Annotated in this window: 19 protein-coding genes, 1 tRNA gene and 1 pseudogene; 4 read left to right on the top strand and 17 right to left on the bottom strand. The window is 64.3% G+C overall.

What is annotated here, in order from left to right:
- On the bottom strand, window positions 1–221 hold a 221-nt coding region (locus QMG52_RS19185), incomplete at its 3' end, for a GntR family transcriptional regulator (RefSeq protein ID WP_283562024.1).
- A 658-nt stretch (window positions 222–879) separates the two neighbouring features.
- Between QMG52_RS19185 and QMG52_RS19190 the strand changes: the two genes are divergently transcribed.
- Entirely contained in the window at window positions 880–1,551 is a 672-nt protein-coding gene (locus QMG52_RS19190; RefSeq protein ID WP_283562025.1) for a FadR/GntR family transcriptional regulator, read from the top strand.
- A gap of 157 nt (window positions 1,552–1,708) precedes the next feature.
- Here QMG52_RS19190 and QMG52_RS19195 read toward each other — a convergent pair whose 3' ends face one another.
- Genes QMG52_RS19195 through QMG52_RS19210 form a run of 4 tightly spaced genes read right to left on the bottom strand, consistent with a single transcriptional unit; the run spans window position 1,709 to window position 5,308 of the window.
- The gene (locus QMG52_RS19195) at window positions 1,709–2,644 is read right to left on the bottom strand and encodes an amidohydrolase family protein (protein WP_283562026.1); all 936 of its coding nucleotides are present in this window, start codon (window positions 2,642–2,644) and stop codon (window positions 1,709–1,711) included.
- Window positions 2,637–3,605 (bottom strand): aldo/keto reductase, encoded by a 969-nt coding sequence (locus QMG52_RS19200; RefSeq protein ID WP_283562027.1) that lies wholly within the window; start codon window positions 3,603–3,605, stop codon window positions 2,637–2,639. Before QMG52_RS19200 ends, QMG52_RS19195 begins: the two co-directional genes overlap by 8 nt.
- On the bottom strand, window positions 3,602–3,916 hold the full coding sequence (locus QMG52_RS19205) for an L-rhamnose mutarotase (protein WP_283562028.1): 315 nt from the start codon (window positions 3,914–3,916) through the stop codon (window positions 3,602–3,604). Before QMG52_RS19205 ends, QMG52_RS19200 begins: the two co-directional genes overlap by 4 nt.
- A gap of 30 nt (window positions 3,917–3,946) precedes the next feature.
- Window positions 3,947–5,308 (bottom strand): L-fuconate dehydratase, encoded by a 1,362-nt coding sequence (locus QMG52_RS19210; RefSeq protein ID WP_283562029.1) that lies wholly within the window; start codon window positions 5,306–5,308, stop codon window positions 3,947–3,949.
- Between the two features lie 210 nt (window positions 5,309–5,518).
- On the opposite strand from QMG52_RS19210, the gene QMG52_RS19215 reads away from it, so the two are divergent.
- A complete protein-coding gene (locus QMG52_RS19215) occupies window positions 5,519–6,439 on the top strand; it encodes a fumarylacetoacetate hydrolase family protein (protein WP_283562030.1) in 921 nt (306 codons plus the stop codon).
- A gap of 12 nt (window positions 6,440–6,451) precedes the next feature.
- The gene (locus tag QMG52_RS19220) at window positions 6,452–7,198 is read left to right on the top strand and encodes an SDR family NAD(P)-dependent oxidoreductase (RefSeq protein WP_283562031.1); all 747 of its coding nucleotides are present in this window, start codon (window positions 6,452–6,454) and stop codon (window positions 7,196–7,198) included.
- Window positions 7,199–7,298: 100 nt separating this feature from the next.
- On the opposite strand, the gene QMG52_RS19225 is transcribed toward QMG52_RS19220, so the two are convergent.
- From QMG52_RS19225 to QMG52_RS19260, 8 genes are read right to left on the bottom strand one after another with little or no spacing between them, the layout of a single operon-like run.
- Window positions 7,299–8,063, bottom strand: coding sequence for a copper homeostasis protein CutC (locus tag QMG52_RS19225; protein WP_283562032.1), 765 nt, complete (start codon window positions 8,061–8,063; stop codon window positions 7,299–7,301).
- Entirely contained in the window at window positions 8,060–9,631 is a 1,572-nt protein-coding gene (locus QMG52_RS19230; RefSeq protein WP_283562033.1) for a M81 family metallopeptidase, read from the bottom strand. The genes QMG52_RS19225 and QMG52_RS19230 overlap by 4 nt, the downstream gene beginning before the upstream one ends.
- Window positions 9,628–11,064 (bottom strand): sulfatase family protein, encoded by a 1,437-nt coding sequence (locus QMG52_RS19235; protein WP_283562034.1) that lies wholly within the window; start codon window positions 11,062–11,064, stop codon window positions 9,628–9,630. The genes QMG52_RS19230 and QMG52_RS19235 overlap by 4 nt, the downstream gene beginning before the upstream one ends.
- Window positions 11,065–11,101: 37 nt before the next feature.
- The gene (locus QMG52_RS19240) at window positions 11,102–11,977 is read right to left on the bottom strand and encodes an ROK family protein (RefSeq protein WP_283562035.1); all 876 of its coding nucleotides are present in this window, start codon (window positions 11,975–11,977) and stop codon (window positions 11,102–11,104) included.
- Entirely contained in the window at window positions 11,974–13,317 is a 1,344-nt protein-coding gene (locus QMG52_RS19245; RefSeq protein WP_283562036.1) for an alpha-L-fucosidase, read from the bottom strand. The genes QMG52_RS19240 and QMG52_RS19245 overlap by 4 nt, the downstream gene beginning before the upstream one ends.
- A gap of 27 nt (window positions 13,318–13,344) precedes the next feature.
- Window positions 13,345–14,250, bottom strand: coding sequence for a carbohydrate ABC transporter permease (locus QMG52_RS19250; RefSeq protein WP_283562037.1), 906 nt, complete (start codon window positions 14,248–14,250; stop codon window positions 13,345–13,347).
- The gene (locus QMG52_RS19255) at window positions 14,240–15,178 is read right to left on the bottom strand and encodes a carbohydrate ABC transporter permease (protein WP_283562038.1); all 939 of its coding nucleotides are present in this window, start codon (window positions 15,176–15,178) and stop codon (window positions 14,240–14,242) included. Before QMG52_RS19255 ends, QMG52_RS19250 begins: the two co-directional genes overlap by 11 nt.
- A 43-nt stretch (window positions 15,179–15,221) precedes the next feature.
- Window positions 15,222–16,517, bottom strand: coding sequence for an ABC transporter substrate-binding protein (locus QMG52_RS19260; protein ID WP_283562039.1), 1,296 nt, complete (start codon window positions 16,515–16,517; stop codon window positions 15,222–15,224).
- A gap of 123 nt (window positions 16,518–16,640) precedes the next feature.
- Between QMG52_RS19260 and QMG52_RS19265 the strand changes: the two genes are divergently transcribed.
- The gene (locus QMG52_RS19265; RefSeq protein WP_283562040.1) at window positions 16,641–17,819 is read left to right on the top strand and encodes an ROK family transcriptional regulator; all 1,179 of its coding nucleotides are present in this window, start codon (window positions 16,641–16,643) and stop codon (window positions 17,817–17,819) included.
- Between the two features lie 162 nt (window positions 17,820–17,981).
- Here QMG52_RS19265 and QMG52_RS19270 read toward each other — a convergent pair.
- The 4 genes and pseudogenes from QMG52_RS19270 to QMG52_RS19285 all read right to left on the bottom strand — a co-directional run.
- Window positions 17,982–18,270: pseudogene (locus QMG52_RS19270) on the bottom strand (transposase); the annotation flags it as partial.
- 29 nt (window positions 18,271–18,299) lie between these two features.
- Window positions 18,300–19,064 (bottom strand): MFS transporter, encoded by a 765-nt coding sequence (locus tag QMG52_RS19275; RefSeq protein WP_283562041.1) that lies wholly within the window; start codon window positions 19,062–19,064, stop codon window positions 18,300–18,302.
- 238 nt (window positions 19,065–19,302) lie between these two features.
- Window positions 19,303–19,376 (bottom strand) — tRNA-Thr (locus QMG52_RS19280).
- Between the two features lie 179 nt (window positions 19,377–19,555).
- Window positions 19,556–20,455: a DsbA family protein gene (locus QMG52_RS19285; RefSeq protein ID WP_283562042.1), complete on the bottom strand. Its 900-nt coding sequence runs from the start codon at window positions 20,453–20,455 to the stop codon at window positions 19,556–19,558.
- Between the last annotated feature and the right edge of the window lie 28 nt (window positions 20,456–20,483).

A 20,483-nucleotide genomic window follows, 5' to 3' on the forward strand; every position in this document is an offset into this window, starting at 1 on the left:
ATCGAAGCGACCTCGGACCCCTTATAGGGTGTGGACACGATGAGCCCCTGGAGCTCAAGGACCAGCATGGTCTCCCGCACCACGGCGCGGCTGACCCCGTACTCGTCGGCGAGATCCTGCTCGGTGACGCGGGAGTGCGACGGAAGATCTCCCGCCAGAATCTTGCGCCGAAGCTCCGTCGCAAGACGGTCTTTCAGGGAGATCTTCTCCAGCTTGCTCATATCCAACCTTCTTCATGGGGTGCCGACTGTCGGGTGTCGATTGTCGACAAGCTAACAATAGTGACTTTTCTAACATTTGGGTAGGGGCTGTTCCATCCATCCACACAAACTTGCAGATTCTGGGCGTTAGAGGCACCGGGTTTCGTTGAGGACGGAGCGCAGGAAGAACATCGACACTGTGTAGGCCCACGCCGACCACGGGATGCGGCCATAGTGCAGAAAACTAAAAAGAGCATGTTGCCCAACCGGATCGGGGTGGTCAGGAAGAACGCCACCGGTCCCCCGATGGTAGAGGCGATGACAGCCACGAGGGTGCCGAGCGCAGCCCAGGTGAGCTGGTACCACTGCAGCGCCATGAAAAGCCCGTGGCGTTCGTATCGTAGAAACCGGACTGGTTGCAGAACGCAGGTTTCTTCACTCAGGGTTGCCATGTCCGTTTCGTGGCATATTTTTCGGTGGTCGCTTGGCCGTCGCGGCAATGGTGCCCGCAGACATCACCGGCTCCGGAACGATCCGCGTGGCCAATGACCCCACGTACCCTCCTTTTGCGGTCATGAGGAGGCCCTCGATACGAGAACTGACGCAAAACGCCGCCACAAAATTCGGGCCCGCGCCTGTCCACGAGCCATTCCAAACATCCGACCAATATAATTGGGGTATGGCCGTTACCGACGAAGCAATCACCAAAATCAAGGACATGATTATCTCCGGCGAACTGCGCGCCGGAGACCGGCTGCCCCCCGAAATGGAGCTGAGCGAAAAGCTTGGCCTGTCCCGCAGCTCGTTGCGTGAAGCAGTAAAGGCGCTGGAGATCATCCGGGTGCTGGACGTGCGCCGCGGGGACGGCACCTACGTCACCAGCCTGGAGCCCAAGCTGCTCACCGAAGCCATGACGTTCATCGTGGACCTGCACCAGGACAAATCCATCCTAGACATCTTTGAAGTGCGGCGCATTCTAGAACCGGCCGCCGCAGCCATGGCCGCGGGCCGGATCACAGCCGAACAAATCACCGCCCTGCGCGCCACCATGGAGGGCATCAGCGAGGATAACGGCTTGGAGTCACTCGTGGAGCACGACCTGGTGTTCCACAGCCTCATTGCCACTGCGGCCAACAACTCTTACCTGACCAGTGTGTTGGAGGCCCTCTCCAGCGGCACGGTGCGCGCGCGCATCTGGCGCGGACTGACACAGGAAAAGGCCGTCGACCGGACGCTTTCCGAGCACGCCGCCATCATCGAGGCCCTGGAACGCGGTGACGGGGAACTGGCCAAGGCCCTCCTCACCGTCCACATCAGCGGCGTTGAGCACTGGTTGCGCCAGGTATTGTAAACCGAAGCGAAGTTAACAATGGCGGCTGCGCCGGTCGGGTCCCTCGGCATCCTCAGGACCGGCGTCGTGGCCGGCCCTGCGGATGCCCGTCCGGTGATGGTGGGCGCCGCACACGTCAGCATGACAAACCCGGGCAACACGAACACACGAACACTGCCTAAACATATGGGGCGTATGTCGCTTCAGCCGTCCGGTGCCAGATGGCGGAGGCCTCGCCCGGGCTCAGCGACTCAATGAGTTGCCCCAACACTCCTACGGTGTTCGCATAGGGCAGGCCCAGCAGGCTGACCGGCCAGTCCCCGCCATACATGAGCCTGCTTGGCCCGAAGGCTTCCAGCGCCACGGTCCACGGCCGCTCCAGCGCGGCCGTGGACAAGTCGGTGCCGGGGCAGTGCAGGCCGGACAGCTTTGCCACAGTATTCGGCAGCGCGGCCGCGGCACGCAGCTGCTGCTCCCACAGCGCAAACTCTTCTTCGGTCCCGGCCCGCGGCGGCTTGCCCAAGTGGTCCACCACCACCGTCAGCCCCGGCAGATCGGCGGCCAACGCGGCAACCTGACCAAGATGCCGGGGGAACGCATCCGGCACCTCAAAGGGGATCCCGGCCGCAGCCAGCAGACTCAAGGATTCACGCACCCCAGGCAGGGTCAGCACGTCGGGCCGAGGGTCGTCATGGACGAGGGTGCGCACACCGCAAAACTTGGGGTGCACCAGCCACTTTTCCAGCAGGGCTGCGGCGGCAGCGGCATCCTCCAGCGGTAGCCAGCCGACCACCCCGGCAATCCAGTCATGACGGGCGGCATTTAGCAGCATGGCCTCCGTGTCCGCGGCGGTGTCGTCCGCCTGCACCAAAATGGCGCGCCGGACACCTGCCGCAGCCAGCGTTTCACGCGCCTCCTGCACCGGATATGTTCGGTATAGCTGACCGTGCTGCGGCCCCAGCCAGGGGTACCGTCCCTCCCCCAGCGTCCACAGGTGGAGGTGCGCGTCCAAGCGTTCGACGCCGTCGCCGTGCCCCCGTCTCCCGCCCGCCATTGCGGCGGCCGGCGCGGCGGCGCCCAGCCTGCCCGGACTGGGCAAGACTGCCTCAGCCATGAGCCAGGTCCTCCGTGAGGAGTCCGCGGCTGACCATTTCCGTCCATAGTTCCGCCGGCAGGTCTGCTTCCATGCGTTGCGCTGTTTGCCTGATTTGTGCCGCCGTGGTGGCACCGACCATAACATTGCGCACGGCCGGGTGGTTCGCAGCGAACTGGAGGGCCGCCGCCGGCAGTTCAACACCAAAGTCGGCGCAGCAGGCCGCCAACGCCCTGGCCCGGGCCAGGACTGGCTCTGGCGCCAGGGCGTAGTTGTACATGGCGTTCTCGGGCACGGTGGGCCGGGCCAGCAGGCCGGAGTTGTAGACGCCGACGTTGACAACCCCCACGCCGCGTTCAATGCACAGCGGCAGCAGGTCCGCCGCTGCGGGCTGTTCCAGGAGGGTGTACCGGCCCGCCAGCATGACCAGGTCAAGGTCGGCCCCGCGGATGCAGGCCGCGAGGGTTTCCGCGGAATTGGCACCGACCCCGATGGCGGCGATGAGACCCTCGTCGCGCAGTTTCTCCAATGCCGGCAGTGCCTGGCTGATCCCGGCGGAGAGGTCGTAGACGTCGGGGTCGTGCAGGTAGGCGATGTCGATGCGGTCCAGGCCCAGCCGGTCCAGGGAGTCCTCGATGCTGCGTCGGATGCCCGATTCTGACGGGTCCCAGCGGCGCACGGTGTCCGCGGGCACGTCAAAGCCCTCACCGTCGCGCGCCCCGGCAGGGTTGGCCACGGGTTCCAGGATGCGGCCGACCTTGGTGGAAATGAAAAACTCGCCGCGCGGCTTCGACGCCAAAAAGGCGCCTAGTCGGCGCTCCGACAAGCCCAGCCCATAGTGGGGGGCGGTGTCAAAGTACCTGATGCCCGCGTCCCAGCCGGCAACCACGGTGGCGGCAGCAACGGCGTCGTCCATGGCGCGGTAAAGGTTCCCGATGCCGGCAGCACCGAATCCCAGCCTGCCCAGTTCGGGCACGCTCATGGCAGTTCCCACACCTTTGTCAGTCCCATGTCGTCCCCGGAGTAGTCGTCTTCAACCTCCAAAAGCTCCGCCATGACTGCCTGCCATGCGATGTTGACCGGGTTTGTGGCCAGTTCTTTGCGCATGGTCTGGTAGTCGGCCACCTCAACGACGTGAAAGAGGTCCCTTCCGCTGCGCCAGATGTTCCAGCCGGTGACGCCGGCAGCGCGCAGGGCCGCATCCAGCTCGGGGCTGATGGCCGCATGGATGGCGTGGTATTCGGCCTCCTTGTCAGGCTTGAGCCGTGTGTGCAGGGCGATTTTCTGGGTCATGCGGGTTCGCTTTCATTGGTGGGTAAATGTTCAGGGGCAGGCCACACCGGCAGTATACGGCGATCGTTGTTGCAGCGCGGCCTGGGTTTGGGCGTCTTCACGCCAGAAGCCGCCGTGCGGGAAGCTGAACTCGGCAATGGACGCCGCATGCATTTCACTGCCGGCCCCCGGCGCGGACGGCGGCCAGTAGCAGCCGTCATGGACATTGATCGGGGTGATGAAGTGTTCGTGCAAGTGGTCCACAAATTCAATCATCCTGTCTTCCTTGTGGCCTGACACCGCCACATGGTCAAACATCGACAAGTGCTGGACGGCCTCGCATAGTCCCACCCCGCCGGCATGAGGGCAGACGCGGACGCCGAACTTGGCGGCTAGGAGCAGGTTGGCAATATTTTCGTTGACGCCGCCCACGCGGGCAGCATCAATCTGCATGACCTGCAGTGATTGCGCCTGCAGCATCTGCTTGAAGACAACACGGTTTTGGACGTGCTCGCCGGTGGCGACGGGGATGGGTGCGATTCCGCGGGCAATGGCGGCGTGACCCAGGATGTCGTCGGGGCTGGTGGGCTCTTCAACCCAGGCGATGTCGAACGGGGCGAGGTGGCTGATCCATTCAATGGCCTGGGGCACGTCCCAGCGCTGGTTTGCGTCCACGGCAATCTTGAAGTCGGGCCCGACGACGGCCCTCGCCGTCCGCAGCCGCCGCACGTCGTCCGCCAGGTCTGCTCCGACCTTGAGCTTGATTTGCTTGAATCCGTCGGCCACCGCTTCGCGGAGCAGACGGGTCAGTTTCTCATCGGAGTAGCCCAGCCAGCCCGGGGTTGTGGTGTATCCGGGGTAGCCTTCGGCCAGCAGTGCGGCCGTGCGCTCCGCCCGTCCCGGCTCGGCTGCGCACAGGATCGCCAGGGCCTCGTCCCGGGTCAGGGCGTCGCTGAGGTAGCGGAAGTCCACAAGCTCGACGATTTCCTCCGGGCTCATCTGTGCCAGCAGCTGCCACAGCGGCAGGCCGGCGCGCTTGGCCTTCAGGTCCCAGAGTGCGTTGGTGACGGCGCCAATGGCCATGTGCATGACGCCCTTTTCCGGGCCGAGCCAGCGCAGCTGCGAGTCATTGATGAACTCCATGTAGGTGGCGCCCATGTTGGCCAGCAACTCCTCAACATTGCGGCCCAGCAGGTACGGGGCCAGCGCAGAGATGGCGGCCGTTTCCACATCGTTGCCGCGGCCGATGGTAAAGACAAAGCCGTGGCCCTCCCGGCCGTCCGTACTGTCAGTGACAAGGCGCAGGTACGCCGCGGAGTAGTCCGGGTCGGGGTTCATGGCGTCGGAGCCGTCCAACTCCCGCGACGTGGGAAACCGGACGTCGCTGGTTTCCACGGCGATGACTGTGCTCAATGGGCTGCTCCTAAGAAAGTGTGTCCTGGAAACGCAAAAACTAAACCAAGTTAAACATCCGATGTTTTACGTGTCAATGTGGATGCGGATGCGGAAAATGTGCACACCCATGAGTAAAATGGCTACAAAGCTCAGATGTTAGGTGCCGCTTGCGGCTCTTGCACAGACCCAGGCAGCCGCTGCGGCGGTCAAAGTAGAGGAACGATTCCCATGAAGATTGCGCGTCTTGGCGAGCCGGGGCTGGAAATCCCCGTTGTTATCGCCGCCGGAGCCGACGGCGTGGAGCGCACCCATGATGCCCGTCCCGTCACGCCTGACATCGATGGCGAGTTCCTGTCCGGTGGCGGCATCGCAAGGCTATGCAAGGCCGTCAAGCGCGGCGAACTCCCGCTGCTGGAGGGTGCCGCCGCCCTGCGGGTCGGTTCCCCGGTGGCCCGGCCCAACAACGTGATTTGCATCGGCATGAACTACGCGGCGCATGCCGCGGAGTCCGGGGCCCAGACGCCGACCATTCCGGTGGTGTTCCTGAAGCCGAACAACACCGTCACCGGTCCCTTTGATGCCGCCCCCATCCCGCCGCTGTCCGCCAAGTATGACTGGGAGGTCGAGCTCGGCGTGGTCATTGGAAGCAAGGCCAGCTACCTGGCCAGCGTTGAAGAAGCCGCAGACGCCGTGGCCGGCTACCTGGTGGCCAACGACCTCTCGGAGCGGGCATACCAGATTCCGGGCGCCGCCGGCCAATGGACCAAGGGCAAATCACTCCCCAAGTCCACGCCCCTGGGCCCGTGGCTGGTGCCCGCTGCCGAGGCGGACGCCAACAACCTCCAGCTCAGGAGCTGGGTCAACGGCGAACCGCGCCAGGACTCCAACACCGCGGACCTGATCTTCGACATCCCCACCGTCATCCACCACCTGAGCCAATACATGGTCCTCGAACCCGGCGACGTGGTCCTCACCGGCACCCCCGAAGGTGTCGCCCTCTCCGGCCGTTTCCCGTATCTGCAGGACGGCGACGTGGTGGAAATGGAAATCGCCGGACTAGGCCGCCAGCGCCAAGAATTCTTCCGCGCCGCCCCACGCGCCGCCGGAAGCGATGTTGCCCAAACCGCCAAAACTGCCCGGGAGGCTTAAATGAGCCAGGAAATGTCAAACCTCACCGCCATTGTCACCGGTGGCGCCTCCGGCATCGGCGCCGCGATCGCTGCGAAACTGCAGAGCATGGGCGCGTCCGTGGCCGTCCTGGACCTGGCCCCCGGCAATCTTCCGGAGGGCCAGCTCGGCTTTTCTTGCGACGTCTCCGACGACGCCTCCGTCACAGCGGCCGTCGACGGCGCCGTGGCAGCATTCGGCGGCGTGGACATCGTAATCAACAACGCCGGCATCGGCGCCCAAGGCACCGTGGAGTCCAACGACGACGCTGAGTGGCACCGGGTGTGGGACATCAACGTGGTGGGCATGGTCCGCGTGGCCCGCGCAGCCCTGCCGCACCTGCGCAAGTCCCCGGCGGCAGCCATCGTGAACACCTGCTCGATCGCGGCCACTGCCGGACTTCCCCAGCGTGCACTGTACTCCGCCACGAAGGGCGCAGTGCTCTCCCTGACCCAGGCCATGGCCGCAGACCACCTCCGTGAGGGGGTTCGCGTCAACTGCGTGAATCCGGGCACCGCGGACACCCCGTGGATTGGGCGGCTCATGGACGCCGCCCAGGACCCCGTGGCGGAGCGTTCGGCCCTGAACGCCCGCCAACCGCACGGGCGCCTGGTCAGCGCTGATGAGGTGGCCGGCGCCGTCGCCTACCTGGCCAGCCCGCTCTCCGGTTCCACTACCGGTACGTCCATCGCGGTCGATGGCGGCATGCAGGCCCTCCGTCTGCGCCCCGCTGGACAGTAGGCCCACACGCGCCACCGGTGACCCGGGGCCTGCCGGGATCCAGTCAGGGCCGGTAGGCTCCGAGGCCCTCGCGGGCGGCCCCGGCCGCCGGCTGGGTCAGTCATCGTGCCTCGAGGGCCCGGCGGGCTCGGCCGACCAACTCAACGCTCGTGGAGTCCAGTTCCTGCGCCCCGCCGCCGGGCCCGGACGGATGCGCGTCCACGAAGGGAACCCGGGCCGAAAGATGGACGGCGTCCACGCCGGCCCGCACCAGGGCGCCAATGTCCTGGATGCGGACGCCGCCGCCGGCCATTATTTCGACGCCGGCGGGCCGTTGCCGCACCATGGCCTCCAGCACGGCCAGCCCGTCAATGCTCCGGACGGCACCGCCCGAGGTCAGGACCCGGCCGACTCCGCTTCCGGCAAGTCGCGCGAGCTGCCCCAGCGGGTCAGCACAGGCGTCAAGCGCGCGGTGGAACGTCACGGGCAGGCCGTCCGCAGCCTCAATCCATTGCTCAAGCGCCGCCAGGTCAATCGTCCGTTTGGCAGTCAGTGCCCCCACCACCACGCCGTGCGCGCCGGCAGCCTTCAGGTGCCGGATTTCGCGGCACATGGTGTCCACCTCATCGGCGTCGTACACGTATCCGCCGCCGCGGGAGCGCACCAGGGCCTGCACGAATCCGGCCGCCCCGCCTGTTGCGGCCAGCACGGCCTCCACGATTCCGTCCGAGGGCGTCAGCCCGCCCATCCGCAGTGCCGTACACAGTTCCACCCGGGACGCGCCCCCGGCAGCGGCGGCGCGTGCCCCGGCGGCGTCCTGGACCGCAATTTCCAGCCCGGCCCAGCCATCCAGGGGCGGCCGGGCCGCTTCAGCAGGCGCGGTCACCGGCGGTGCACGGTGGCGGTCAGCGCCGGTGCGCCGCCGTCCTCCGAGAACGGGAATACGCCGTCGGCCAGGTGCGAGTGGCCCAGGCGCAACAGGTCCTGGTCAACGCCTCCTGGCGTCAGCGCCAGCTTCCAGCCGGCGGCCGCATCAAAGAGTTCCGGCTCCAGGTAGCCAATTTTCACCACGACCACGTCAAATTCGGCCGGGTCCAGTCCTAAACAGGTGAAGTCGCTGATGTGGTGGAATGGCTTGCGCCGCTCGGTCAGGATCGCAAATACATTGCCCACCTTGACGACGGCCTGCATGCCGGCCACGGGGTCACCGTCGGTGATGGAGTAGACGGTGCCGTGCAGCCGGACCGGGCCGTGCGCGTTGTGGTCTATACGGGCCCCGGCCTCCATGTCCACGGCGCCCCCGACCCCTGCGGCGACGGCCTGTTCCACGGCCTCGGCGTCAAAGATGGAGGCGTGTACCAGCCGCACATCGGCGGCGGCAAGGGGTTCGCTGGCCAGCAGCTGCGCCAGCGTCCACGTTACGTCCCCCGCACCGCCGGCAGTCGGGTTGTCGCCGGTGTCGGAGAGGAAGTACGGGCGCGGGGCGTCCGGGGCGATCGCCACCGCGATCCCCTCCTCCAGCGTGGCCGTTTCGGCGACAAAGGCAAAGTCGCGTCGCGCGTCCCAGTACATGCGCCCCAGCCGCTCGGCTTCTCTTCGGATCACCATTACGTCGTCGCCGGTCACGACGACGTAGGCCTGGCACCGGGGCTCGTCCGCCCAGGCATAGCCAACCCAAATGGCCGCGTCGAGGACGCCGTCGAGCTCGGTGACTGCCGGAATTTCCTCGTAAATGCCCTTGGCAGGTTTAATCCGGGTGCTCGTCTTTTCACCGGGCAGCAGCACGGGAACCGGCAACCAGGCCTTCGACGGGCGGCGTTTGTGGACATCCGCCCCCGTCGCGGCGCGCAGCCTGCCCAACAGGTTGAAAACGGCCCGCTCCTTCGTGTTCATGGCGTCCTCGTGCGGGGCCATGCGGTAGCAGGTGATCAGGTCCACGTTTTCCAGTAACTCGAAGGAGACGTTGCCGTGCAGGTCCATCGAGGCGGAGACCAGGGCGGCGTCGCCGAGGGCCTGGCGCACGTGGCGGGCAAGGTCGCCTTCGGCGTCCTGCATGCCTACCACGCTCATGGCGCCATGGATGTCGAAGAACAAGGCGTCCAGGGGTCCGGCGTTGCGGATCTGATCAATGATCTCGTCGCGGAACGCGACGTACAGCTCCGGGTCCACGGCGCCTCCCGGCAGGGACCGGGCGTGCATGAGCGGCACCCACTCAGCTGCGGAGCGCAGTTCGCGTCCTTCATCCAGGAACGGGTAGTAGGCCAGGAGGTCCACGCCGCGGCGCACCGTGAACGCCTCCGTGCCGCTGATGTGCGGGGAGAACGTGCTGGATTCAATGGAGATTCCGGCGATGCCGATGCGCGGCCGGGCCAGCCCGCCCTCGACCACCGGTGCCAGCGGCGGGCACCACACCTCGGACGGGTCGGGGGGTGGGGTGGTGGTTTGTTCAGTCATCGTGTTCCTCGAATGAATCCAGTGGTGCGTTCAAATGTTTCAATCATGTCCAGCGCCTGGCCTGCCCTGTTGGGCCATAGGTTTGTCGTCTCCGTCGGGTCATCGGCCAGGTCAAAGAACTGTCCGGGCCCGTTCCCGGTGTCGTCGGGCTTGCCGACCGGTTCGGAAAAGCCGCCCGACCCGGTTCCAAAGATGGCCTTCCCGGAACCGCTGCGCAACACCAAGGTGCCGTCATATGCCTGGTGGCCCAGCACCCGGGCAACGCCGGCGTCGGCCGATTCGCGGCGCAGCAGGGGCGCAAAGGACGTCCCGTCGCCGACCCTCCAAACAGCTTCGGCGCCGCCGCGGACTCCGGCAGGCTCTGCAGTGTGTTCGGCCAGCGTGGCCCGGATGTCCATCAGGCTGACCAGTTCATCGCACACCTTGTTCGCGGCAATGCCGGGGCCTGCCACAATGAGCGGCACGCGGTGGCCGGCCTCCCAGGCGTCCGCTTTTTGGCCCCGCCAGTGCCCGTTGGGGCGGTGGACCACCACGTCGCCATCGTCCGGGAACATGGTGGGCGCCCCGTTGTCCGAGGTGAACACGAAGACAGTGTTCTCAAGGGCCTCGCCCAGGGCGCCGACCAGCTCCCCGACCATCCAGTCGACCAGCGCAACCCCGTCGCCACGGGGCCCGGCCTCGGTAGTCCCACGGACAAATTCCGGGGGCACGCAGGGCCGGTGCGGGGCGGCCGTGGCCACGTAGGCGAAGAACGGTTCCCCGCCGCCGCGCTGGGCGCGGATCCAATCCGCGGCCCGCGCAACCACGGTGGTGTCGACGGCGTCGTCCTGCCAGCCCGGACTTTGCAGGCCGGGGCGCTGGGAGGTGACCAGTCGCGTCTTTTCCTCCAGCGGCACCCCGACTGCCCTGTCCTGGTCGAGGAAGCAGTACGGTGGCATGTCCAGGGACCCGGCAATGCCAAAGTACGTTTCAAAGCCAAGCGCGGTGGGGCCGCCCCGGAACGGGACGTTGTAGTCAATGTCCCGACCGTGACCTTGCATTTCGGCGGCGAAGCCGGGGCTGAAGGCATCCCGGGTGGAGCCGTCCAGGTCGGTCCAGCCCAGGCCCAGGTGCCACTTTCCAAACGCCCCGGTGCGGTAGCCTGCGTCGTGGAAGTCCCGCGGCAGTGTGGGCGCATCGACCGCTATGATGGCCGGGTCAAGGCCGCCCAGCACCCCGCTCTTCAGCGGGCTCCGCCACGGGTAGGACCCCGTGAGAAGGCTGTACCGGCTCGGCGTGCAGACGGCGGACGACGCATGTGAATCGGTGAAGCGGACGCCTCGTGCAGCCAGGGCGTCAAGGTTCGGCGTGTGGATTCGCGTGGCCCCGTAACACGACAGGTCACCCCAGCCTAGGTCGTCCGCCAGGACAATTACAACGTTGGGTTTCATCATTGTGTTCTCCAATCGAAAAGTCTGGTGGTTTGCATTGCTAGCTGGCGCTGGCGCCGACGCCGATGCCGTCCATCCCGCGTTTGCCGACGTGGTCCGAGGCGTAGGCGGCAGCCCCAATGAACCCTGCATCGGGCCCCAGCTGGGCGGGGACAACCTGAGGTGTGGCGTGGCGCCCGTGCTCGGCCAGCAGTTGAGCCAGTCGTTCCCGGGTGGGTTCGGCCAAGGCGGCACCGGCCGAGCTGACTCCCCCTCCGAGCACAATGAGGTCCGGATCCAACAGCATGGAGACCTGGCTCAGGCCAAACCCGAGCCAGTGGGCGATAACGGCAAAGTCTTCGCTGGTCCGGGCCTCAGTGGCCAAGGCGCTGCCGCTGGCATACCTGTCCAGGCAGCCGCGGCTGCCGCAGCCGCACGGGCGACCGCCCGGCTCGACCACCATGTGGCCGATTTCCCCGGCCCAGCCGTGCGCTCCGACCACCAATTTGCCGTTCACCAACAGGCCGCCGCCGATCCCGGTTCCCACCGTCACCATGGCTGCGTCCTGCACGGTCTGAGCCGCACCGAACTTGTGCTCGGCCCACAACGCGGCGTTTGCGTCGTTGATGACCAGGCACGCAACGTCGAGCCTGGCCTCGATCAGGTCCGCCAACTTCGTGTTGTCAAGATCCAGGTTGGCCGCGTAGGACACGGTCCTGTGGTCGATCGAGACGTAGCCTGGGACCGCAATTCCCACGAGTGTCCCGGCGACGTTGGGCGAAAGCTGAAGGACCAGTGCGGCCACGGCGTCGGCAATGGCCACTTCACCGTGGGGCGTGGGGCGCTGCGAACGCGCCAGCACCGCCCCCTGCCCATTAACTATCCCTGCAGCAATTTTGGTGCCGCCGATGTCCACCCCAATCCATGATTCACTCATGCCGGTGTTTCTCCGGAAGCCGGGTGCGGAATGCGCAGCACCGCGACGGGCTCGGCGGCCAGGGCTGCCGGCACTCGGACGCCGCCGGTGCCGTTCTCCGCCGCACCCAGCCATACGCCACCGGAGGTGTCCAGCGGCGCCGAGGGAAGCTCGGCTCCGGGGGTGAGGACCGACAGGTAGCTGGCGCCGGCCCCGACCGTCACTGCATAGTGCGCCTGTTGTTCCGGCGCCATGGTCCCCTGCCAGGGCCGGGTGCCGTAAATGGCTTCGCCATTGATGCTCAACCATTGGCCCAGGCCAAGCAGGCGTTGGCGGTAGCGTTCGGGGACGGTTCCGTCAGCGGCCAGGCCAATGTTGAGCAGGAAGTTGCCGTTGCGTGAGACAACGGAGACCAGGTGGTGGACCAGCTCCGGCACGCTGAGGACATCGGCGTCAGTTTCCTGTTGGTTGAAGCCAAATGAGCGGCCCAGTCCGCGGCAGCTTTCCCAGTGCTGGCCGCTCAGGCCGCCAATGTCGCTGTACTCGCGGGTTAGGTAGCCGTGGGAGGGGACGCCCCAGCGGTCGTTGACTATTCCGTCCGGCACGGCCGCCCGGTATTCATCGAACAGGGCCGCCAGGCCGAACTCGGCGTTGGACTTGCCGGCATCCGGCCATTCAATGTCGTTCCACAGGATGTCGGGCGCGAACCGCTCCACCAGCTCGTGCACCTGCCCGTACGAATAACGGGCAAAATGTTCGTCCTTGCGGCGCAGCCTGAAGATGTCGGGATCAGAGTTGATGGCCGGGAAGTCGCTGACGTGCCAGTCCAGGGCGCCGGAAAAGTAGCAGCCAAATCTCAGCCCGGCGCCCCGCGACGCCGTGGCGAATTCCTCGACCAGGTCACGCTTGGGGCCGCGCACGGCACTGTTGAAGGGTGTCGTGTCCGTGTTCCACAGGCAAAACCCGTCGTGGTGCTTGGTGGTGGGCACCACGTATTTGGCTCCGGCGCGGCGGAAGAGGTCAATGCAGCCAGCGGCGTCGAACGACTCTGCTTTCCACACATCGGCCAAGTCTTCGTAGCTGCTGCCGGCACCAAAGGTGGACCGCTGGTATTTCTGGGCACTGCTGCCGTCCAGTCGGACGGTGTTGCCGTACCACTCGGCGTACTGGTGGTCGCGGTAGGCATCCTCCACCGGCATCGACGCATGGCCCGTCTCGGCCCAGGCCGGCACGGAGTACAGGCCCCAGTGCACAAAGATGCCAAATTTTGCGTCCTCAAGCCATTGCGGAAATTCCCACTCCGGGTAGTTTGGCGCGTTAGCGCCAAAGTCGGGACCAACACGATCTTCAAAATTAATCATTACTGCCTTCGTGTAGGAGGAGGGCGGTTAGCGACCGGCGAGGCCGACGGTGGCAATGCCCTTGACCAAGTGCTTTTGGAGAGCGATAACCATGATGAGCGTGGGCAGAATGGCAATCACGGAGGCCGCCATCACCAGGTTCCAGGAGCTTCCGTGTTCGCCGAAGAATGTCTGCAGGCCCAGGGAGACGTTGCCCAGTTGGTTGACATCGTTGACCACGATCAACGGCCACAGGAAACTGTTCCAGAAGGTGATGAACGTCCACACGCCCAGGACGGCCAGCGACGGCTTGGCCAGGGGCAGGATGATCCGGGTAAACGTCCCCCACTGGCTGCAGCCGTCCATGCGGGAGGCCTCCACCAGCTCGTAGGGGATGTTGATGAAGAACTGTCGCAGCAGGAACGCCCCGAAGGCGCCGAAGGCCCATGGCAAAATCAGCGCCTGCCATGAGTTGATCCAGCCAAACTTTTGCATCAGCAGGAACATGGGGATGACCAGGACCTCCTGGGGAATCATCATGGTGGCCAGGTACAGGAGCATGTACTTGTCCCTCCCCCGCCACTTGAGGATGCCGAAACTATAGGCCGCCAGCGATGACACCGCCACAACAATGATGGTTCCGGAAATGGAGATAATCAGGCCGTTGACGATGAACCGCAAAAACGGCGTGTAGTTGAAGACTTCCACGAAGTTCTGCCACCGTATTTCCGAGCCGATCAAGGACGGCGGCTGGGAGAAGATCTCCCCGTTGGGCTTCAATGCTGAGAAGAACGTGAAAATGATGGGAAAAAGGAAGGCGAGGACCACCACGCCAAGCACCACTTCACCGGCCACTTTCAGCGGCCGGAACTGCGGTTTATTCCTGCGGACCGCTGCTTGGACGGCCTGGGCGGACTGTCGGCGGGATGGGGACTGGAGCTGACTACTGGTCATAATGTACCCATTTCTTTTGTCCCAGCCACTGGATCATCGTGACGACGAGGATCAGGACAAAGAGGATGATGGCGGGTGCGGCGGCGGCGCCGAGCTCGCCGCCCTGGAAAGCGGTTTGGTAGACGTTCATCACGACGGTGACGGTGGATGTTCCGGGCCCTCCGGCGGTCATAACGAATGGTTCGGAGAACATTTGGAAGGCCGAAATCATGGTGACCGTGGAGGCAAAGAAGATGGCGGGTGTCAGGAGCGGCAGTTTGATGCGCAGAAGTTGTGTCAGGCCGTGGGCGCCGTCGAGCTTGGACGCGTCAAGGATGTCCTGGGGCAGTTGGTCGATGGCGGCGGAGAAGATGAGCATGTTGTAGCCAAAGCCTTGCCAAATGATTACGACGACGACGGCCAGCAGGGCCGTGCTGCTGTCACCCAGGAGGTTGGGCAGGTGGATCCCGAACAGGCTCTGCATGGTCGAGTCCACCAGGCCATTGGGCTGGTAGATCAGTTTCCAGATCACGGCGGTTGCAACCGTGGGAGTGACGACCGGAAGGAAAAACAGGACCCGGTACAGGCGGCTAAACCGGCTGGTGGAAACCCAAAAGGCGGTGGACAGGGTCAGGACGAGGTTGATGGGCACTACCAGAAGCGTAAAGACGAGTGTGTTCACCAGGGCGGCCGGGAATTGGCTGCCGGGGGCGAACAAATTACGGTAGTTCCCCAGCCCTGCGAAAGAGATGTCGCCAAAGGTCGGCCAGTTGAAGAAGCTGGTGGCGACCGCCAGGATGGTCGGGAAGAGGATGAACACTGTCATCCCCACGGCGCTGGGGGTGAGGAACCCCAGCGCCGCGCGAGAATCGGACTTCTTCTTCCGCTTAATCGGGGCAGCCGGATCGGGGATCCTTCGCTGCACGGTTTTGTTGCTTATTGCCGTCAAGGTGGTGCCTTTCTGCTGCGGCCCGGTGCGGAAGGAGATGGACTTACTTGGCTCCGCTTTGCTGAACGTTGTTCAGCGCATCGGCGGGCGAGCTCTTTCCCGTGTAGGCCTGCTGGAACTGCTGGGCCATCAGCTTGGTGACCGCATCCCAGTTGTTGGTGCTGATGAACGGAACTGCCATCGCCGAGGAGTCTTTGGTCACCTGGGCCACCTGTTCGGAGTACCCAGGGTTCTTGGGGTCGATGTCCTTTTTCAGGGCGTCGATGAACGCCGGGAGGGCGGCGGTGCGGGCAGGGATGTTGCCCGACGCGGCGGACGCCATTTGTGACTGCGCGTCTGTCAGGACGCCGATGGCCTTGGCCGCCTCGGTCTTGTTCTTGCAGGTGGAGGAGATGCCGAACCCGGAGTTGGCGGAGAAGGTGCCGCCGCCGTTGGGTCCCTGCGGCAGGGCAACGACGCCTACGTTGAAGCCGGCGGCGTCGGTGACATTGCTCTTCAGGTTCCAGGAGCCGTCAACGGCCATGGCTACGTTGCCTGCAACGAACTGTTGCTCGCCCCAGGGGACGTCGGAGGAGCTGGCAGGGACGCTACTGATCTTTTTGTCGGTGGCCAGACTGGAGTACCAAGCGAAGGAATCCTCAAAAGTCTTGTCCGTCATCTGCAGTTTTCCCTCGGAGGAAACCGGCTTGGCTCCGTTGTAGGCCAGGAGCTGGGCGGACATGTGGAGGTCGGAAAAACTTTGGCCGAAGGCGGGCTTGTTCGTTGCCTTGGTGATCTTTTGCGCGGCGGCGACGAAGTCGTCGGTGGTCCAGTCGTCTTTTGGCTCGGCGACGCCGGCCGCCTTGAAGGCATCCTTGTTGTAGTACATGACCATGGTGGAGAGGCCATAGGGCAGGGCGTACTGCTTGTCGCCGCTTTGCAGGGCCTTCAACGCCCCTGCGTCCCATTCACTTGCGGTGAACCCGGCCGCCTTGGCCAGCTCGCCGTCGAGCGGGGTCATGGCCTTGGCAAAAGCCGGCAGGCGGAGACTCTGCATGCTCACAATGCACGGCGCCGTGCCCGATGCCAGCTGGGACTGGAGCTTGGTGAAGTAGTCGGAGAAGGGGGCCGTGGTCAGGTTGACCTTGATGTTCGGGTACTTCGCCGTCACCTGGGACGCGAGGTCCTCCCACGTCTTGTTGCCTTCATCGCCCTGTGACCAGAATGACCAGTCGAGCGTGACATTACCGGCAGCCTCCCCGCCACCGGCCGATCCCGACGAGGAGGGGCTGCACGCGCTGGCCCCGAGTGCAAGGGCGCTTCCAACGGCTATGGCGGCGAGCTTCGTTGCTAGTTTCATGACAATCCTTCAGTGGCTTTAGGCGTTCAGCGGTCACGGGTGCATAATTAATTCGGCGTCGAATTATTGGTGTGGTGTTAGCGTAATCACAGTTGGACCCACAGTCAAGGAGGAGGGGTAATTATGTCCACAGCAGGCATCCGCCCACACATGAGCCCCACCCGTGACGCTGTGAGCCGCGCGGAAATCGTTGGCCTGCTGGGGCAGCTGGGGAAGCTAAGCCGCAGCGAAATCGCCAAGAAGCTCAATTTGGGGCCGGCGACCGTCACCGCACAGGTGCGCCGGCTCATGAGTGATGGCTACGTGCGTGAGCTGCCTGCCGATGCTCGTGCCGGTGCCGGCCGTCCCCGGGTGCCAGTCGAATTGGTGGCTGAATCTGCCGTAATCATCGGCATGAGCGTGACGCCCACCAGCGTCACGATTGTGTCCATGCTCATTGACGGAACCATCACCGACGCACGGACCACGTCATTCGATCCGTCATCCAATCCCTTGGGCCAGTTCAAGGCCATGGTCATTGAACAGCAAAGTTTCATGGAGCATCCGGAGCGCGTGGTGGCGATTGGGATTTCCGTCTCGGGCGCCGTGGACCAGGCACTTTCCACGGTACGGATTTCCGCCACCTTGAACTGGCGCGACTTCAATCTTGGCACCCAGCTGGAACGGTCCCTCAACATGCCCGTTTTCGTCTCCAACGACCTTTTTGCGCTCTCCACCCGCGAAGTGAGTTTTGGGCTCGGCCGCAACAAGGACGACTTCCTGCTGCTGGGCCTGGGCTTCGGCGTCGGCCTGGGAATCGTCAACCACCGCAAGGTCTTTTACGGCTCCACCGGTTCCTCCACAGAGTTTGGGCACATGTCGATCGACCCGGACGGACCCCTGTGCTTGTGCGGAAACTACGGCTGCCTGCAGGTCTACGCAGGACTGAACGAAGTTATAAGGACGGCACCGGCGACCGGCGAGCCCAAATCACTGTCCGGCGTGCTGACGGCGTCGCAAGCCGGCGACCCGACCGTCCTGGCCTTCCTGGCCGAAACTGGCCACCGCGTGGGCCGCGCCGTGGGCGGCGTCGTCAACCTGCTTGGTATCGGCACGATCATCGTGAGCGGTCAAACCATGTCGCTCTGGGAATACCTGGACGACGGATTCCGCCGCGGCCTGGATGAAACGGTGCTGAAGTTCCTGCATCCGCTGGACATCACTGTCAAGTCATGGACCGAGTCCGAGGATGCAGTTGGGGCCGCCGGATTGGCCCTGCACAACGCCATCAGCCTCAACGTTCCGCTCATCCATCCGGGCTAAGCTGTCGATGTGCCCGACTAGGGTTGGGTTGTCAACTCAGGTGTATACCCGCCGGGCGCCCGCCACTCCCCCGAGTCGAAAACTTCCAGAGGTTGAAAAATCCATTCATTCCAACATCAGGCAAGCCGGGGAATAAGCGATACCCCACCGACGGTCGCACCCCACCGCTGCTCCCTCGCGAAGTAAGCGCTGGCTTTTTTCAAGGACGCCGTCTCGGCCCGGAGCTCCTGATTTCCCGCTCAAGCTCCTTGAGTCGGACGCGTTCCGAGACCGTCAAATCGGTCTCAGTCCTGCCGTTGGCTTCTCGATACTTGACCAACCAGTTCCGCAGGGTCTCGGGGCAAACGCCATAAGCGACGGCTACATCCTTGATGGGCTTGGACGCGGAGATCACCTCACGACACAACTCATCCTTGAATTCCTGAGTGTACCGCCGACTCGATACAGACATGCTGATCTCTCTTTCAGTAGCACCTCATCTTAGGAGGGCCGAAATCTCCAGGGCAGGTCAGAAATGCCTGGCGTGATTATTAGCGCTCTTTTTGTTCGGAAACCGGCCACTAACTCGGCAGGGTTCCTTGGCTGAAACGGACTAAGATGGTCGATCACACACACGGGCGCCGAACTGGATGCGGTTACTTGCGGTGGGGCGTAGTTGGCAGAGAAGACGATCCTCATCAGCACGTAGCCCAGGATCATGTTCGCCACGCTGTGCGTGCCCATCCGCCAGAACACCGGGAACGCCAGAACCATTTGACCAATCATGCCGCCGATGATGGTCGTCTTGCGGCCCACCTTGTCGGAGAGCCACCCGAAGAACGGGATGGCCACCAGGCCTACGAAGCAGGACACGACGACGGCGAGCAGCACGTCGTTGGTGGTGTAGCCGAGACTGTTCTTTCCAAAGGAGGGAGCGACTGCGACCAGGATGTTGAAGACGCCGGTGGACAGGGTGGCGATTGCGCCGAGCAGCACCTGGTTCCGGTTCTTGCGCATGAGTTCCGCAAAGGGCAGCGCGGCTTTTACTCCCGTTTCCTTTACGGCCCGGAGCGCCGGGGTCTCCTCAATGGAGAGCCGCACCCACAGCCCTACACCGATCAGGATGGCGCTGGCCAGGAACGGGATGCGCCAGCCCCAACTGACAAGGGCCGCTTCGGGCATGGTCAGCGTCACGATCATGAACACGAAGTTCGCGATCAGGGTGGGGCCATGGGAGTCGAGGCGGCCGCTTACCAGGCCGGACATTCAAAGGTCTCCATGATCCAACAGCACCACATTGATGAGTATCAGGAGGCCCTGGACACCAGCGCCGTCGTGGATGCCTTCAGCCCGAAGGATGAGCCTCCGCCGATCGCCTAGAAGGATGAAAACTGATGAATTCGGAGGCCCATTGTGGAGAGTTTGTGGAGACATGAGTTGGAATGGGCCCTTATCGGGGCCAGTCCACCTACCGAAGACCCAACGATTGCGGACCTTACGGCGGAGCCTCCTGCCGGATTCGAACCGGCGACCCCCTGTTTACAAGACAGGTGCTCTGGCCAACTGAGCTAAGGAGGCGTGCTGACCAACTGCCAGCCGGCCGGCCCGAAAGCCAGCTAAATAAGACTAGCCCAGGGGCGCGCGCAACGCTAAATTCCCAACGCACTCCAAGACCCAAGAACCGCTGCTCGGGCAGGGAAAGAGCTCCCTGCCCGGAGCGGCCCGCACTGTCCGGTCTAGCCGGCCCGGACCCGAGGCTACTTCTTCGCGTCGATGATCGGCTGCGCGAACGCGTCGAACGCAACGGTCGTATCGGTGTACTGCTTGCCGTCCACAAAAACCGTCGGTGTGCCGTTGACGCCGTGGGCATGCGCGGTCGCCGTGCTGTACTGGACGAACGGGCGGTAGGTCTTGTTGTCCACGCAGCTGCCGATATCCGCGGCTCCGACGTCCCTGGCTATCTTCTTGAGCTGATCGTTGCTCAGCCCGGCGCTGTTTTCCGCCGGCTGCTGGGCGAAGAGCTGGGTGAAGTAGTCGGCGAATTTATCCGGTGACGTATCGACCAGGCAGGCAGCCGCCGCGGCAGAGCGGGAGGAGTAGTTGGTCGTGGAGAACTGGTCCAAAATCCCGGCGGCCCGGTACTCGATGGTCGCCTTCCCGCTGTCCTGCCATTGCTTGAGCTGGGGTCCGAATTTGGTCTCAAACTGGTTGCAGGCCGGGCAGATGTAGTCGATGTAGGCCACAATTTGAACGGGCTTGCCGTCGGCGCTGGGCGCGATGCCGATGGAGGCCAGATCGGTGGCAGCGGCGCTGGCCGCAGCAGACGTTGGCGCCGCCGGCAGGGTTGCCTTATTAACCTCGCCCGGGGAAGCGTTCTTCACCACGCCGTTCTGGTCCTGCACCACGCCGCCGTAAGTATTGGCGTTGGCCGGAACCGGACCGCTGTCCGCGATGGCCTCCGGCTTTTTGGTCCCCTGAACGATCAGCAAAGCGACAATAACAACAACGACGACGGCGGCAAGCAGCACGCCGCCGCGGATCAGCCAGCCGTTGCGTTTCTCCTTCTTCGCGTGGGCTTCGCGGATCCGGCGGGCCTGTTCACGCGCTTGTGCAGTTCGTTCGGTCTTGCTCAGCCGTGGCTCGTTCTGGGGGGTCATAGTTCCTCGTGTCAATGGGCGCGGCAGC

Source organism: Paenarthrobacter sp. PH39-S1, from assembly GCF_030063245.1.
In the GTDB taxonomy this organism is placed as follows: Bacteria; Actinomycetota; Actinomycetes; order Actinomycetales; family Micrococcaceae; genus Arthrobacter_M.